The organism is Cellulomonas oligotrophica (assembly GCF_013409875.1).
Taxonomy (GTDB): Bacteria; Actinomycetota; Actinomycetes; order Actinomycetales; family Cellulomonadaceae; genus Cellulomonas; species Cellulomonas oligotrophica.
Map to the genome: position 1 here is coordinate 319,307 of NZ_JACCBK010000001.1, position 15,126 is coordinate 334,432.

Consider the following 15,126-nt stretch of genomic DNA (forward strand, 5'->3'; position numbering starts at 1 on the left):
TGCGGCCGTCGGGCGCGGTCCTCATGCAACCGTGCGCGCGAGGCGTCGGGCGCCGTCGTCGTGGTCTGCGACGCTGGAACCGTGAGGATCGCTGCTCTGACCCCTGGGACCCTCGTCACCGCGGAGGGCATCGGGGTGCCGGGTGCAGCCAGCGTCGTGCTCGTCCCGGTGGTGCACTGGACACCAGATCTGGTGTCCGGTGCACCACTGCCGCCCGATCTGGGCTTCGTGGTCCCGCTCGTGACGAGCGGCGCCGGCGACATGATCGGTTCACGCACCGCCGTCACCGGCGCCTGGACGGGCAGTGCGATCGAGGTGCACCGCACGACGCCGGTCCCGACGGCACCGGCACCAGCCCGGACGGTCACGACCGCAGCGCTCGTCGCGCGGCCGCCCGGTGTGCCGGGGCCGCCGGGCGATCTGGAGCGGGCGCTGTTCGACGACGGGACGATCACCGACCGGTGCGGCTACCACGACGGGACGCTGCACGTCGTGGCCGACGACGTCGACCTCGCCACCCGGCTGCTCGCGCCGCTCCACGGCGACAGGCTGCGGGTCGAACGTGCCGCCTTCTCGCACTCGGCACGGCAGGCCGCCAGGGCCGCCATGCGCACCGCTCTGTCCCTGGACGTCGTGTGCGCGTGGGGATCGGCACCCCACGACGACGCCCGCCCGACCGAGACGGTCCACTTCCTCGAGGTCGGGTGGATCACCGAGGAGCTCGCCGCCGCACTCGCGCCCGTCGTGGACGGCCTGATCCGGGTCCGCACCCACGTCGCTGCTGATCGACTCGTCCGCCGCGCCGGCTTAACCTGGCAATGACCCCCCTGAGTGGGCTCGGGCCGCGGGACATTGCGTCGAGCCGTGTCCGCCCACGGCGTCAACGACCTGCTCCGGCCACCTCGGTGCTGCGTGTGCGGATCTCGAGGTCGAGACCGGTGTGGGTTTCGGCCGGTGGGGTGGTCGGCCACGAGTCTCGGCCGCTGGGACAGGTTGCGGGTGGTGGGTGCTGGTCGAGGGGCGTGGGTGATCGTGGCTGCTGTCAGGCGGTGACGTCGATCAGCGGGCGGTTCCAGTGACCGTCCGGGGTCGGTGCGTCGTCGAGGTGCTCGGTCAGCCAGGAGGGACTGCTGCAGGGCTGGTTGACACTCCATCTGTGCGAAGGAGGGGGCAGGGCCGTGCTGTCGTGTCTCAGCCGGAGATGAAGACGCCGATCTGGGTCGTGCCGTCGCTCTCGTAGACGGGGATCTCGCGCTGGACGGCCTCGGCGGCGGCTTGCAGGGCGTCGTCGATCGCGGCGGTCTGCTGCGCGTCGTCCTCGTCGGCGCCGAGGGCTGTCAGGGTCGTGGCGAGTGTGTCCTGGACGCGGTTGTCGCTGCGGGCGTGGGAGGCGTCGACGGCGGCCCGGTAGGCGTCGACGGCGTCGTCCGGGGTCGTGGCCAGGCGGGTGTTGAGCTCGTCGGCTAGGGCGTCGACGAAGGCGGCGGCGGCCTTCTGGTCGCGGGCGTCCTGGAGTTCGCCGGCCTCTTCGGGGTTGGCGGGCTCCAGCTCGGGGGGGTTGAGGTCGCGCTGGTAGGCGTAGCCCTCGCGGCCGTTCGTGGCCAGGACCCGGATGAGGTCGGGTTCGTGGTCGGGGGAGGTGGAGTCGAACAGCGATCCGTAGGTCAGCCCGGCCTGGTTGGTGCCGTACTGGTCGGTCGGGTCGTCCGCGCCGGCGACCGAGGTGCCCAGGGCAAGGCCGGCGCCGGCGACGGCGACCACACCGACTGCCGCGACGGCGCGGCGAGGAGTGAGCAGGCGCCGGCTCGGGCGCGTGGTGCTGTTCTCGTTCATGGTGCTCCCTGTCCGGGTCGGGGTGTTCACGGGGTGTTGGTCGCGAGGTTCGGGCTCTGGAAGGCGTAGTACGCGTTGAACGCGGTGCCCGACCAGGCCTTGACCACGCCCCAGGACCGGTAGGTGCCCGCAGCGGTTCGCCTGGTTCCGAAGACGTCCCAGACGCCGCCCGCGCTGATCGTCGACGGGTTCGACTGGAACCCGCTCTGGCTAACCAGGGTGCCAGACGAGGTGAACAGCCGAGCGTTGGCCTGGACCTTGTTCGCCCCAACCGGCAGGTTCCGGGGGATGATGTCGGTCTCGGCCTGGGCGTAGGTGGACCCGCCGTAGTTCGTGTGGATGACGCTGATCGTGCGGTAGTTGATCCCGTTGAGCGTGAACGCTCCGAACGCGCTTCCGGTGGTGCCAGCCTAGGCGCTGGTGGCGCCGAGCGTCAGGGCGAGAACGGCGGTGACCCCGGTGGCTGCTGCTGTTGCCAGTCGACGCATCGGTGTGAGGGCTCCTCGTCAGTCGAGATGACGGGAGTTGCCGCCTCGGCCCGTTGCGCGAACCACCGTCGGACGCTCCCTGGTGTCCTGTGCGCGCACCGACGGTGCACCCACCTCGCGTGGTCGTCCACGGCGGGGTTCTGTCGCCTGGGACAACAGCTGGGAACCCGACTGAGGCTAGGGGCCGCCGTATGAGCCGGTCAAGGGTTGAGATGTCTCCAGTAGCCACGGGGTGTGTCTACCGAACGCGCAGGTCAGGTCGGATCGAGGGCGCTCCCCGCCTGCCGTGACAGCGGTGACGAGGTGCTGACGGGAGCCAGCTTGACCGGTCCGTGGTGTCGTCGAGCCAGGCCCACGCGGCCCACACCCGGGTCGTCTCCCAGCCGAGCGCGGCCGCGCGCTCGTCGACGTCGACGGGCAGGAGGTCGGTAGGGGCGAGGTCGGGCAGGAGAGCGGTTACCATGCCCATCGTTCCTGCCCACAGGGCCGGGGCGTGTGCGGGAGGATCACCGGTATGGCTCAGCAGACGCGCGTGATCATCACCGACGACCTCGACGGCACCGAGGGCGCCAAGACGTACCGATTCGCGTGGGGCGAGACGGTCTACGAGGTCGACCTGACTGACGCGCACCGTGACGAGCTGCTGCACGTCCTCGAGCCGTACACGTCCGCCGGGCGCCGGGTGCGCCCTGGCCGAGTCCGCACCGCCGCGGCACCCGCGGAGCGGTTGGACCGGGCGACGTCGCGCGCGACCGGGGGGTGGGCCGCCGGGCAGGGCCTCGCAGTCAAGGACCGTGGGCGGATCCCGGCGTCGGTGGTCGAGGCGTACCGGGCTGCCGAGGCGCGCTGACTGGCGGGGCTGCCGGGCGCCGCGGGGCGCCGCTGGTGGTGCTGGTCAGCGGCATGTGACTTCGGTGAGGGTGAAGGTCTCGACCTGGCCGGTGGTGTCTTCGAGTAGTGCTTGGGCCGAGCCGTCGGCGGGTACGGCGCCGAGCAGGTCGTTGGCGAAGCCGATGACGGTTCCTCCTGCGTCGAGCACGGAGGCCTTGACGTACAGGCTCGTCGGACACCCGAGGCGGGCGTAGGCCACGACGCTCGTGGAGTCGAGCATGCCGCAGTGGTACTCGTCGGGGTCGGCGAAGCGGACGTAGACGTTGCCGGACTCGATGACTTCCCAGGTGTGCCCGGTCTCGGTGTTCATCCACTCGTCGACCTCCGCGTTCGCAGCCTCTTGCTCTGCGAGGGCCTGCGCGGTACGCCGGGCCGCTGCCGAGGCCCTGGCGTTGGCAGCGCGTTCAGCACTGGCCGACGCTGACGCTTCCCGTGCTGCTGACGCGGTCGCCGAGGCGGCCACCTGCGCGGTCTGGTGCCGTGTCGTCAGCACGGCGCCGGCCGCGACGATGCCGGCGACGAGCACGACAGCGATCGTCGCGACGAGCACGGCCCGGCGACGCCTGGGCGCCGGTGCAGCGCCCTCGCTCGGCGAGAGCCACCCGGTGCCGTCCCAGAAGCGACGCGACCCGGCCTCGTCGTCGTACCACCCCGGTGGCAGCTGCGCGCCTGACACCTCACCGAGGTAGCCCTGGCCTCCCCGCCTGGACATGACGAGACCGGGTGATCCCGTCTGTCTCTCGCCGTGGGTGATGTTCGGCGGGCCTGCGTCCTCGGAGCGCGACTGGATGGCACCCGTGGTGCACTCTGCCTGCTGGTCACGTGCGTCCTCTCACAGGAACGCGCGCAGCTCGACCTTCCGCCCGCACGCCCGCGACCCGCCGACCGCCAGCGCGAGCGCCGCCTCCTCGTCGGGTGCGTCGACGACCCAGAACCCCGCCACGTGCTCCGTCGTCTCCGCGAACGGACCCTGCGTCACCAGCGCCTCGCCCGACCCGGTCGCGTCGACGACCCGCGCCGAGCCCGGGGACGCCAGGCCCCCGGCGAGCACCCACGCCCCGTCCGCCTGCAGGCGCGCGTTGAAACCGTCGATCGCGGCGGCCTCCGCCGCGCTCGCGGTCCCCGTCCCGACGTCGACCACGGACATCATGAACCGCACACGACCACCTCCCGCTCGTCACGGCCCCGCCCGCCGGGACCTGCACCGACCATGACGCACGGTGACCCTGGGATTCGACCGCCTCCGACCGCCCGACCTGCTGCGCGACCGACCCGGTGACCGCCGGCCGCCGCGCCGACGTCAGGCGGGGGAGAGGGCCAGCTCCGCCGCGTGCACCCCGGCGACCGCCGCGGCCAGGAACGCCGCCGGGTCCCGGTCCAGGCCCCGGCCCATCGTCGACAGGCGCACCGGCGAGCCGCGCAGGGCCTCCAGCAGATCACCGTCGGCCACCACCGGCACCCCCGTGTGCCGCCCGCCCGGCGCCACCAGCGCGCCCGCCTGGTCCGCCACGCGCGCGCCCAGCGCGTCCCACGCCGCGACGTCGTCGTCCGCCGTCAGGTCCACCGGCGAGCCCGGCAGCCCCGAGAACACCGGCACCGGCACGTCCGCGGGGGACAGAGCCACCCGCCCGTACGCCGTCGACGAGTGGTGCGAGACCCCCAGGTGGCGCTCGCGGGCGTCGGCCCCCGAGACGCGCAACGACGCGACCGGGCGTCCGCCCAGCACCGACGCGGCGTTCACGGCCTCACCGGCGGCAACCCCGGAGAACCCCCACCGCGTGCCCGTGCCGAGGTTCCCCGGCCCCTGCGCCACGATCGCCAGGTCCGCGCCCAGCACGTGCCGGGCGGCCAGCAGGCCCGTGTGCACCGTCACGGCCTCCAGGTCGCCGCCGAACGCCTGCCCCGTGGTCACGCACGCCTCGACCCACCCGGCCTCCCGCAGCCCCGCGACGGCCCGCGAGAACCACGCGGGCAGCGCCCCGCCGTCGGTCATCACGTACACCACCCGCACCGCCCGCCCGGCCCGCGCCGCCGCGGCCCGTGCACCCGCGACCACCGCCGGCAGCGCCGAGTGCAGGTCCGCCACGACGACCGGCATCCCCGCCAGGTCGTCCGCGTCCCGCAGCACCTCGTGGTGCGCCGACTCCTGGTCGTCGACGCCCAGCACCATCGCCTGCAACGGCGTGTACCGGGCCTTGACCAGGTGACCCGGCCCCGGCAGCGGGTCCGCCGGCAGCGCGTCCGTGCGCGCCACCACCAGCGCGTACCCGCCCGTGCCCAGGCCCCGCTCCAGCGCCGTGGTGTTCATCAGCACCCGCGCACCGGGCACCACCTCACCCACCAGCGCCGGGTACACCAGCGCCCGCACCGTCCGGTCCTCGCCCTCGACGGCCACGCTGACCTCACAGGCCCCGTCCCACCGGGTCCCGCACCGCTCCACCACACCCGCACGCCACGCGATCACCCGACCACGCTACCGGCGCGCCCCGCACCCACCGCCCGCCATCGTCGCGCACCCGTCACCCGCACGCCCGGCGTGCTGCACCACCACCGGCTCCGACCCGCACTACCGTGGGGCCACGATGCCCCCCGCGATCCCGCCCGCCGAGCGCCTGCTCAACCTCGTCATCGCCCTCGTCAACACCCCCGGGCGGATGACCAAGGAGCAGGTGCGGTCCTCCGTCGCCGGCTACCAGGACGCCCCCTCCGACGACGCGTTCGAACGCATGTTCGAACGCGACAAGGACACGCTGCGCGACCTCGGCATCCCCGTCCTCACCGTCACCCACGCCGGCCACGGCGACGACGTCGGCTACCGCGTCGACCTCGAGCGCTACGCCCTGCCCCCCATCGACCTCACCGCCGCCGAGCTCGGCGTCCTCGCCCTCGCCGCCCAGCTCTGGCAGGACCAGTCCCTGCGCGCCGACACCACCCGCGCCCTGACCAAGCTCCGCGCCGTCGGCCAGGCCCCCCAGTCCGACGACCTCGTCGCCGGCCTCGCCCCCCGCGTCCGCGCCGGCGGCACCGCCTTCGGCCCCCTCGTCGACGCCGTCCAGGCCCGCCAGGCCGTCCGCTTCACCTACGCCGCCGCCTCCACCGGCCAGGTCCGCGACCGCGTCGTCGAACCCTGGAAGCTCCTCGCCCGCCGCGGCGGCTGGGTCCTGCTCGGCCGCGACCGCGACCGCGACGCCGCCCGCTCCTACCGCCTCACCCGCATCCGCGGCCCCGTCCGCACCGTCGGCGACCCCGGCTCCTTCGCACCCCCCGCCCCCGAGGACCTCGACGCCGCCGCCCACGCCTGGGGCGGGGGAGCGGAGAACCTCGCCCTCCTCGCCGTCACCCCCGGACGCGCCGGCGCCGTCCGCGCCCGCGCCGTCCCCACCCCCGCCGACCCCGACCTCCCACCCGGCGCCACCACCGTCCTGGCCGACCGCGACCTCGTCGCCGTCCCCTACCGCCACGCCTGGGAGCTCGCCGAGCACGTCGCCGGCTACGGCGACGCCGTCGTCGTCCTGCACCCCACCGACGTTCGCGACGCCGTCCTCGACCTCCTCCACGGCGCCGCCGACCTCGACACCCGCCCCGCCCGCCGCCCCACCACCAGCACGGAGGTGCGCGGTGCCTGAACGCGCCAGCGACCGCCTCGTGCGCATGCTCGGCATGATCGCCTACCTCGAACGCCACGACCCCGTCCGCGTCGAGGACGTCGCCGCCCAGTTCGGCGTCACCCCCGCCCAGGTCATGGCCGACATCGACACCCTCTGGGTCACCGGCACCCCCGGCTATCTCCCCGACGACCTCATCGACTTCGACGCCACCTCCTACGAGCAGGGCGTCGTCCGCCTCACCGAGGCCCGCGGCCTCACCCGCCCCCTGCGCCTCGGCCCCCGCGAGGGCGTCGCCCTCGTCGCCGCCCTGCGCGCCCTCACCGCCCTGCGCCCCGCCCTCGACCCCGAGCGCGCCGCCGTCCTCGACTCCGCCCTCGCCAAGCTCACCACCGCCACCGGCGACGCCGCCGCCGGAGTCGACGTCCGCCTCGACGTCGAAGGCCGACCCGACGTCGTCGCCGCCGTCGGCACCGCCCTCGCCACCCGCCGCCGCCTGCGCCTGCGCTACACCGACGCCTCCGACACCACCACCGAGCGTGACGTCGACCCCATCCGCCTCCTCACCCAGGACGACCACTCCTACCTGCTCGCCTGGTCCCTGCCCGCCGACGCCGAACGCCGCTTCCGCACCGACCGCATCACCGCCGCCACCGTCCTCGACACCCCCGCCGACGAGCACGACGTCACCCCCGACGCCGACCACTTCCACCCCGACCCCCACGCCGACCTCGTCACCCTGCACCTCGCCGGCCCCGCCCGCTGGGTCGCCGAGTCCGTGCCCGTCGAGACCGTCCGCGACCACACCGACGGCACCTTCGAGATCGACGTCCGCGTCGTCCAGCCCGCCTGGCTGCGCCACCTGCTCCTGCAGGTCGCCGACGACGTCCTCGCCGTCGACCCCCCCGACGTCGGCGCCGACGTCGCCCACCACGCCCGCGCCGCCCTCGACGCCTACGCCCCCCTGCTCGCGCCCACCCCCACCCGTACGGCAGGCTGACCGCCGTGCTCTGGGGAACCGTCTGGACCGTCCTCGCCCTCGCCACCCTCGCCGGCGCTGCGCTGATCGCCCGACGCCTGTGGCGCTCCGCCGTCGCCCTCGGCCACGAGCTCTCCCGCGCCGCCGACGTCGCCAACAGGCTCGCCGACCGCACCGCCGAGCTCGAGGAGATCGCCCGCGCTCGCGGGCCGGTGACGCAGCCTGCGCTGGGGCAGGACCCCGAGGTGCTCGCGGCGCGCTACGGCGTGCTGCGCGCCGCCCGTCGGGACCGTCGCGAAGCCCGCCGTGAGCGGCACCGCGGCACGGTTCGCGCGTCGGTCGCGCGCTGGTTCGGCTGACGTCAGGCTGGCAGCGGGCGCAAGCGCTTCGACGCGCCGTGCGCACCGGTTCCCCGTGCGCGTACGGACGTGGCGGGTGAGGCCGTACACTCGCCCGGTCAGCACCTTCCGACGGAGGAGTGGTCGTGGTCAGGAACATCTCCGCGTGGCACATCATCATCGTGCTGGTGGTGATCCTTCTCCTCTTCGGGGCGAACCGGCTGCCCGCGATGGCGAAGAGCGTCGGCCAGTCGCTGAAGATCTTCAAGAACGAGGTCAAGGACCTCACGGGCGACGACGACCGGGACCGCGGTGCCGGGGCGACGACCGCCGCGCCGGCGCCCGACCCGGTGACCCGCCCGGCCGCCGAGCGCACGAGCGACGTGCCGCCCCCGCCCGAGCCCGGCACGACGCCGCGCGCCTGAGCCGGGCGTGACCGGATCTCGCCGCCCGCCCTCCGAGCCCGGCGGGCGGATGCCCCTGCGCGAGCACCTGCGCGAGCTGCGGCGGCGCGTCATGCTCATCGCGCTCGGTCTGCTGGTCGGCGGCGTGCTGGGCTGGGTCCTGTACGACCCGGTCTTCGCCCTGCTCCAGCAGCCCGTCCTCGACGTCGCGGAGAGCCGCTCGACGACCGTCGCCCTGAACTTCCAGGGCGTGGCGACGTCGTTCGACATGCAGGTCAAGGTCTCGCTGTTCCTCGGGGTGCTGGTGTCGAGCCCGTGGTGGATCTACCAGCTCTGGGCGTTCGTCACTCCCGGCCTGACGCGGCGCGAGCGCACGTACGCCTTGGCGTTCCTCGCAGTGGCCGTGCCTCTGTTCCTCGGCGGGGCGGCGCTGGCCTGGTGGGCGCTGCCCAACGCGGTCCGTCTGCTGACGGAGTTCACTCCCGACGACGCGACGAACCTCATCGACGCCCAGCTCTACCTGAGCTTCGTCATGCGCATCGTCCTGGCCTTCGGCGTCGCGTTCCTCCTGCCCGTGCTCATGGTCGCTCTCAACTTCGCCGGCGTCGTGCGCGCCCGCACCTGGATGGCCGGGTGGCGCTGGGCCGTGCTCACGGCCTTCGTGTTCGCGGCTGTCGCGACGCCCACGCCTGACGCCATCACGATGCTCGCCGTCGCGATCCCCGTGAGCCTGCTCTTCTTCGCCGCCCTCGGGGTGTGCCTCCTGCACGACCGCCGCCTCGACCGCCGCCTGGTCGCCCAGGGCCTGCCGCGGCTCGACGGCACCATGGCGGACGACGACATCGACGACCGGGCCGCCGGCCCCGCATGAGCCTCGTCGGGCTCGTGGTGAACCCCGTCGCCGGTCGCGGCCGCGGGCGCCACGCGGGCCGAGCCGTGCACGACCGGCTCACCGGTGCGGGGCACGCCGTGCGGGACCTGTCCGGGCCGACGCTCGCGCACTCCGCCGACCGCGCCCGCGCCGCGGTCCTCGCCGGGCTCGACGCGCTCGTCGTCGTGGGCGGCGACGGCATGGTCCACCTGGGCGTCGGCCTCGTGGCCGGGACCACGCTGCCGCTGGGCGTCGTGGCCGTCGGCACCGGCAACGACGCGGCCCGGGCGCTGGGCCTGCCGCGCGGCGACGTGCGCGCGGCCACCGACGTCGTCGACGCCGCCCTGCGGGCCTCCCGCACCCGCACGGTCGACGCCGCCCGCACGGGCCGGCCCGGCGCCGGCGCGCGCGAGTGGTTCCTCGGCGTGCTGTCCTGCGGCCTCGACGCCGCGGTCAACGCCCGCGCCAACACGCTGCGCCGCCCCCAGGGCAACGCCCGCTACCTCGCGGCCCTCGTGCCCGAGCTGGCGCGGTTCCGCCCCTACGGGTACCGCGTGCGCGTCGACGACGTGGTCTGGGAGCAGCCCGGCACGCTCGTCGCGGTCGCCAACGCACCGTGGTTCGGCGGCGGCCTGCACGTGGCACCCGACGCCCGTCTGGACGACGGGCTGCTCGACGTCGTGCTGGCGGGCGCCTTCACGCGTGGGGGCGCCCTGGGCGTCTTCCCGCGGCTGTACGGGGGGACGCACGTGCGCGACGGGCGCGTGCGGGTGCTGCGCGGCCGCGCCGTCGTCGTCGAGCCCGCGCCCCAGCACGGCCCACCGCCACCGCCGGCGTTCGCGGACGGTGAGCGCATCGGCCCGGCGCCCCTGGCCGTCGAGTGCGTGCCCGGAGCCGTGCACGTCCTCGTCTGAGGCGCCGCACCGGCACCGACGACCCCGACGGCGCCGCGCGAGCACCGGACGCGAGGACCGCGTCCGACCACCGCCCCGCGCCGCCGTGTGCCTAGGGTGGGCGCGTGCCCCGCCGGTCCCGCCCCCGCACCCCCGCCGACGCCCCGCGCCCCGAGCCCGCCGAGCCGTCACCGGCCGAGCGGTACGCGGCCGCCCGCCGCCGTCACGTCGCCGAGCGCAGCGAGCTCGCCGCGTTCCGCGACCGTCTCGACTTCCCCCTCGACGATTTCCAGACCGAGGCGTGCGTCGCCCTCGAGCGCGGCAGCGGAGTCCTCGTCGCCGCCCCGACGGGCGCCGGCAAGACGGTCGTGGGGGAGTTCGCCGTCCACCTCGCGCTGGCCGCGGGCCGCAAGGCGTTCTACACCACCCCCATCAAGGCGCTGTCGAACCAGAAGTACGCCGACCTCGCCCGCGTGCACGGCACCGACCGGGTCGGCCTGCTCACCGGCGACACGACCCTCAACGGCGACGCCGACGTCGTCGTCATGACCACCGAGGTCCTGCGGAACATGCTCTACGGCGGCTCGCCCGCCCTGCAGGGGCTCGCCTACGTCGTCATGGACGAGGTCCACTACCTCGCCGACCGGTTCCGCGGCCCGGTGTGGGAAGAGGTGATCATCCACCTGCCTGACGACGTCCAGCTCGTGTCCCTGTCCGCCACGGTCTCCAACGCCGAGGAGTTCGGCGACTGGCTCGCGACCGTGCGCGGCGACACCGAGGTCGTCGTCTCCGAGCACCGCCCGGTGCCGCTCGGGCAGCACGTCGTCGTCGGCGACGAGCTCTACGACCTCTACGCCGGCCACGTCGACCCCACCGACCCCGGGGTCGACCCGCCCATCAACCCCGACCTGCGCCACCTCCTGCGCCGCGACCGCCCTGGGGACGGACGCCCCGAGGGCCGCGACGACCGCGGCCGGCGCGGCCCCGGCGACCGCGGCTACCGCGGGCGCGGCGGCCAGCGACCCGGCCCGGGCATCCGCCAGGCCCCGCGCTTCGCCGTCGTCGACTCCCTCGCCGCCGCGCACCTGCTGCCCGCGATCGTCTTCATCTTCTCCCGCGCCGGCTGCGAGGCCGCCGTCACCCAGTGCCTGTCGGCCGGGGTGCGGCTGACCACCCCCGCCGAGCAGAGCCAGATCCGCCGGGTCGTCGAGGAGCGCGCCGCCGCGATCCCGCCCGAGGACCTCGCCGTCCTCGGCTACGAGGCCTTCGCCGAGGCGCTGGTCCGCGGCGTCGGCGCCCACCACGCCGGCATGCTCCCGCTGTTCAAGGAGACCGTCGAGGACCTCTTCTCCCAGGGCCTGGTCAAGGTCGTCTTCGCCACCGAGACCCTCGCCCTCGGCATCAACATGCCCGCCCGCTCCGTCGTCCTCGAACGCCTCGTCAAGTGGGACGGCTCCTCGCACGTCGACATCACCCCGGGGGAGTACACCCAGCTCACCGGACGTGCCGGCCGCCGCGGCATCGACACCGAGGGCCACGCGGTCGTCGTCGCCCACAACGGCCTCGACCCCGTCCAGCTCGCCGGCCTCGCGTCCCGCCGCCTCTACCCGCTGCGCTCGGCGTTCCGCCCCACCTACAACATGGCCGTCAACCTCGTCGCCCAGGTCGGCCGCACCCGGGCCCGCGAGGTCCTCGAGACGTCCTTCGCGCAGTTCCAGGCCGACCGCGGCGTCGTCGGCCTCGCCCGCCAGGCCCAGGCCCACACCGAGGCCCTGGAGGGCTACGCGCAGGCCATGACGTGCGACCGCGGCGACCTGCCCGCCTACGACGCCCTGCGCCGCCGCCTCACCGAGCACGAGCGCCGCGTCACCCGCGACACCGCCACCGCCCGTCGCGCCGACGTCGCCCGCACCCTCGAGGGCCTGCGCGTCGGCGACGTCCTGGAGTACCCCACCGGCCGTCGCACCACCCACGTCGTCGTCGTCGACCCCGGCGGGAGCCCCGGCTTCGACGGCCCCCGCCCCACCGTGCTGACCACCGACCGGCAGATCCGCCGCCTGACCGTCCACGACGTCGGCACCGGCGCCCGCACCGTCGCCCACCTGCGCGTCCCCGCCGGCTTCAACCTGCGCACCGCACCGCACCGGCGCGACCTCGCCGCCCGACTGCGCGCCACCGCCGACGACCTCGAGCCCGCCCCCCGCCCCGGCCGGCGGGACCGCCGCACCGGCGCCCAGGACGACGCCGAGATCGCCGCCCTGCGCCGCGAGCTGCGCGCCCACCCCTGCCACGGCTGCCCCGACCGCGACGAGCACCTGCGCTGGGCCGACCGCCACCACCGCCTGCGCACCGAGCACGACGCCCTCGTCGCCCGCATCGCCGGCCGCACCGGCTCCATCGCCGCCGTCTTCGACCGCACCTGCGACGTCCTGACCACCCTCGGGTACCTCGAGACCACCGACACCCCCGACGGCCCCACCCTCACCGTCACCGACGACGGCCGCTGGCTGCGCCGCATCTACGCCGAGAACGACCTCCTGCTCGCCGAGTGCCTGCGCCGCGGGATCCTCGACGAGCTCGACCCGCCCGCGCTCGCCGCGCTCGTCTCCACCCTCGTCTACCGCTCCCGCCGCGACGAGGACGCCGACACGCACGTGCCCGGCGGACCCGAGTCCCGGCTCGGACGCGCCCTCGACGCCGCCACCCGTGCCTGGTCCCAGCTCGAGGACCTCGAGACCGCCCACCGCCTGGAGACCCTCGCCACCCTCGACACCGGCCTCGTCCAGCCCCTGCACCGCTGGGCGTCCGGCCGCAGCCTCGACACCGTCCTGCGCGGCACCGACCTCGCCGCCGGCGACTTCGTCCGCTGGTGCAAGCAGGTCGTCGACGTCCTCGACCAGATCGCCAAGGCCGCCCCCACCACCCGCCTGCGGACCACCGCCGACCGCGCCGTGACCGCCGTCCGCCGCGGCGTCGTCGCCTACACGGGCGTCTGAGCCCGGTGAGCGCCCACGACCCCTACAGTTCTCAAGCGTGACCTCGACCCTCTACCGGCACGGCGTCGTCCACTCACCCTCCGACCCGTTCGCCGAGGCCCTCCTCGTCGAGGACGGCACCGTCGCCTGGCTCGGCTCCGACGACACCGCCGACGGGCTCGTCGCCGGCGTCGACCACGTCGTGGACCTCGACGGCGCCCTCGTCGCCCCCGGCTTCGTCGACGCCCACGTCCACGTGCTCGAGACCGCCCTCGCGGACCGTTCGGTCGACCTCGGCCCGTCCGGCGGCGTGCACGACCTGCCGGACGCGCTGGCGGCGGTCGCGCGCGCCGCCGCCGCCCGCCCCGACTGGGACCGCACCCCGCTGCTGGGCGTGGGCTGGGACGACCAGCGCTGGCCGGCCCGCCGCCCCCCGACCCGGGCCGAGCTGGACGCGGCGGCACCGGGCCTGCCGGTGTACCTGGCGCGCGTCGACGTGCACTCCGCGGTCGTGTCGACGGTGCTCGCGCAGCAGGCCGGGCTCGTGGACCTGCCCGGCTGGTCGGACGACGGACGGGTCGAGCGGGACGCGCACCACGCCGCGCGGGCCGTGGCACGGCACGTCGAGCCGGCCGAGCGCACGGCCCTGTACCGCGACGCCCTGCGCCGCGCGGCCGCCGCCGGTGTCGTGGCGGTGCACGAGCAGTCCGCGCCGTCGATCGACACCCGGGAGGGGCTGCGCGAGCTGCTGGCGATGACGGCGGCCGCGGCGTCGGGGCTTCCGCTCGTCGTCGGGTACCGGGGCGAGCGGTGCGTGACGGTCGACGACGCGCGGGCGCTGCTGGCGGACATCCCCGGCCTGACGGGCATCGGCGGGGACCTCAACGTCGACGGGTCGCTGGGCTCACGCACGGCCGCTCTGCGCGACCCGTACGCCGACGACCCGAGCACGCGCGGGCACCTGTACCTGTCGGCCGAGGAGATCGCCAACCACGTCACGGCCGTGACGCGCGCGGGCAGCCACGCGGCGTTCCACGTCATCGGCGACCGCGCCCTCGACGAGCTGGTGCTGGGGCTGCGGGCCGCCGCCGACGTCGAGGGCCTCGCGGCCGTGGCCGGCGCAGGGCACCGTGTCGAGCACGCGGAGATGGTCGACGCGCACGCCCTCGCCCAGCTCGTGCTGCTGGGTGCGCGCCTGAGCGTGCAGCCGTCCTTCGACGCCGCGTGGGGCGGGCCCGGCGGCATGTACGCCGCCCGGCTGGGCGCGGGGCGTGCGGCGACCCTCAACCCTCTCGCGGACCTCGCGGCGGCAGGCGTGCCCCTCGCGCTCGGCTCGGACAGCCCCGTGACGCCGCTCGACCCGTGGGCCGGGGTCCGCGCGGCGGCCCACCTGCACGCCGAGGACGAGCGGATCTCCGTGCGGGCGGCGTTCCGTGCCGCGACGCGCGGCGGGTGGCGGCTCGCGCACCTCGACCACACCGGTGCGGGCGAGCTGCGGGTGGGCGCTCCTGCGCACCTGGCGGTGTGGCGCGCCGAGCACCTCGTGGTGCAGGCGGCGCGCACGGCGTCGTGGAGCACCGACGCGCGGGCAGGCAGCCCGCTGCTGCCCGACCTGTCGCCCGACGCGGTCCCGCCGCGCTGCGTCCGCACGGTCCGCGACGGGGTGGTGCTGCACGACGAGCTGACCGGGTGAAATCTGGGCCGGCCGCGGGCCCGTCGCTCGCACACGTGGGACCCCTCCCACGTGTGCTGCACGCCCCGCCCGGGGGCGCCCGACGCTGCTCCGACCGGGTGAGGGCGCGACACGCGGGCGACACGCCGGATCCTGGCCTTCCTCGGCCCCCGGAGG

At 75.4% G+C, this 15,126-nt stretch carries 14 protein-coding genes; 10 read left to right on the top strand and 4 right to left on the bottom strand.

The window, feature by feature from the left end:
* Positions 1 to 81 precede the first annotated feature (81 nt).
* Positions 82 to 822, top strand: coding sequence for a hypothetical protein (locus BKA21_RS01420; protein WP_140458961.1), 741 nt, complete (start codon positions 82 to 84; stop codon positions 820 to 822).
* A 369-nt stretch (positions 823 to 1,191) separates the two neighbouring features.
* Here the strand turns inward: BKA21_RS01420 and BKA21_RS01425 are convergent, their stop codons facing one another.
* A complete protein-coding gene (locus BKA21_RS01425; protein ID WP_140458960.1) occupies positions 1,192 to 1,833 on the bottom strand; it encodes a hypothetical protein in 642 nt (213 codons plus the stop codon).
* A 1,002-nt stretch (positions 1,834 to 2,835) separates the two neighbouring features.
* On the opposite strand from BKA21_RS01425, the gene BKA21_RS01430 reads away from it, so the two are divergent.
* Positions 2,836 to 3,171, top strand: a complete 336-nt coding sequence (locus BKA21_RS01430) for a histone-like nucleoid-structuring protein Lsr2 (protein ID WP_140458959.1) — start codon at positions 2,836 to 2,838, stop codon at positions 3,169 to 3,171.
* A gap of 45 nt (positions 3,172 to 3,216) precedes the next feature.
* Here BKA21_RS01430 and BKA21_RS01435 read toward each other — a convergent pair whose 3' ends face one another.
* The 3 genes from BKA21_RS01435 to BKA21_RS01445 form a co-directional block, all read right to left on the bottom strand.
* On the bottom strand, positions 3,217 to 3,762 hold the full coding sequence (locus BKA21_RS01435) for a hypothetical protein (protein ID WP_140458958.1): 546 nt from the start codon (positions 3,760 to 3,762) through the stop codon (positions 3,217 to 3,219).
* Positions 3,763 to 4,044: 282 nt separating this feature from the next.
* A complete protein-coding gene (locus BKA21_RS01440) occupies positions 4,045 to 4,362 on the bottom strand; it encodes a YciI family protein (protein WP_218887114.1) in 318 nt (105 codons plus the stop codon).
* Between the two features lie 150 nt (positions 4,363 to 4,512).
* Positions 4,513 to 5,676: a DUF3866 family protein gene (locus BKA21_RS01445; RefSeq protein ID WP_140458956.1), complete on the bottom strand. Its 1,164-nt coding sequence runs from the start codon at positions 5,674 to 5,676 to the stop codon at positions 4,513 to 4,515.
* 118 nt (positions 5,677 to 5,794) lie between these two features.
* Here BKA21_RS01445 and BKA21_RS01450 point away from each other — a divergent pair, with 118 nt between their 5' ends.
* The 8 genes from BKA21_RS01450 (at position 5,795) to BKA21_RS01485 (ending at position 14,970) form a co-directional block, all read left to right on the top strand.
* On the top strand, positions 5,795 to 6,838 hold the full coding sequence (locus tag BKA21_RS01450) for a helix-turn-helix transcriptional regulator (RefSeq protein WP_140458955.1): 1,044 nt from the start codon (positions 5,795 to 5,797) through the stop codon (positions 6,836 to 6,838).
* Entirely contained in the window at positions 6,831 to 7,817 is a 987-nt protein-coding gene (locus BKA21_RS01455; RefSeq protein ID WP_140458954.1) for a helix-turn-helix transcriptional regulator, read from the top strand. The genes BKA21_RS01450 and BKA21_RS01455 overlap by 8 nt, the downstream gene beginning before the upstream one ends.
* A 5-nt stretch (positions 7,818 to 7,822) precedes the next feature.
* Positions 7,823 to 8,155 carry a hypothetical protein gene (locus BKA21_RS01460; protein WP_140458953.1) on the top strand — a complete coding sequence of 111 codons (333 nt, stop codon included), beginning with the start codon at positions 7,823 to 7,825 and terminating at the stop codon, positions 8,153 to 8,155.
* A gap of 125 nt (positions 8,156 to 8,280) precedes the next feature.
* Positions 8,281 to 8,559: a Sec-independent protein translocase subunit TatA gene (gene tatA / locus BKA21_RS01465; RefSeq protein ID WP_140458952.1), complete on the top strand. Its 279-nt coding sequence runs from the start codon at positions 8,281 to 8,283 to the stop codon at positions 8,557 to 8,559.
* 49 nt (positions 8,560 to 8,608) lie between these two features.
* Positions 8,609 to 9,409, top strand: coding sequence for a twin-arginine translocase subunit TatC (gene tatC, locus BKA21_RS01470; RefSeq protein WP_140459215.1), 801 nt, complete (start codon positions 8,609 to 8,611; stop codon positions 9,407 to 9,409).
* Entirely contained in the window at positions 9,406 to 10,323 is a 918-nt protein-coding gene (locus BKA21_RS01475) for a diacylglycerol/lipid kinase family protein (protein ID WP_140458951.1), read from the top strand. Before tatC ends, BKA21_RS01475 begins: the two co-directional genes overlap by 4 nt.
* A 104-nt stretch (positions 10,324 to 10,427) precedes the next feature.
* Positions 10,428 to 13,298, top strand: coding sequence for a DEAD/DEAH box helicase (locus BKA21_RS01480; RefSeq protein ID WP_140458950.1), 2,871 nt, complete (start codon positions 10,428 to 10,430; stop codon positions 13,296 to 13,298).
* A 37-nt stretch (positions 13,299 to 13,335) separates the two neighbouring features.
* Positions 13,336 to 14,970, top strand: coding sequence for an amidohydrolase (locus tag BKA21_RS01485; RefSeq protein WP_140458949.1), 1,635 nt, complete (start codon positions 13,336 to 13,338; stop codon positions 14,968 to 14,970).
* Positions 14,971 to 15,126: the final 156 nt, after the last annotated feature.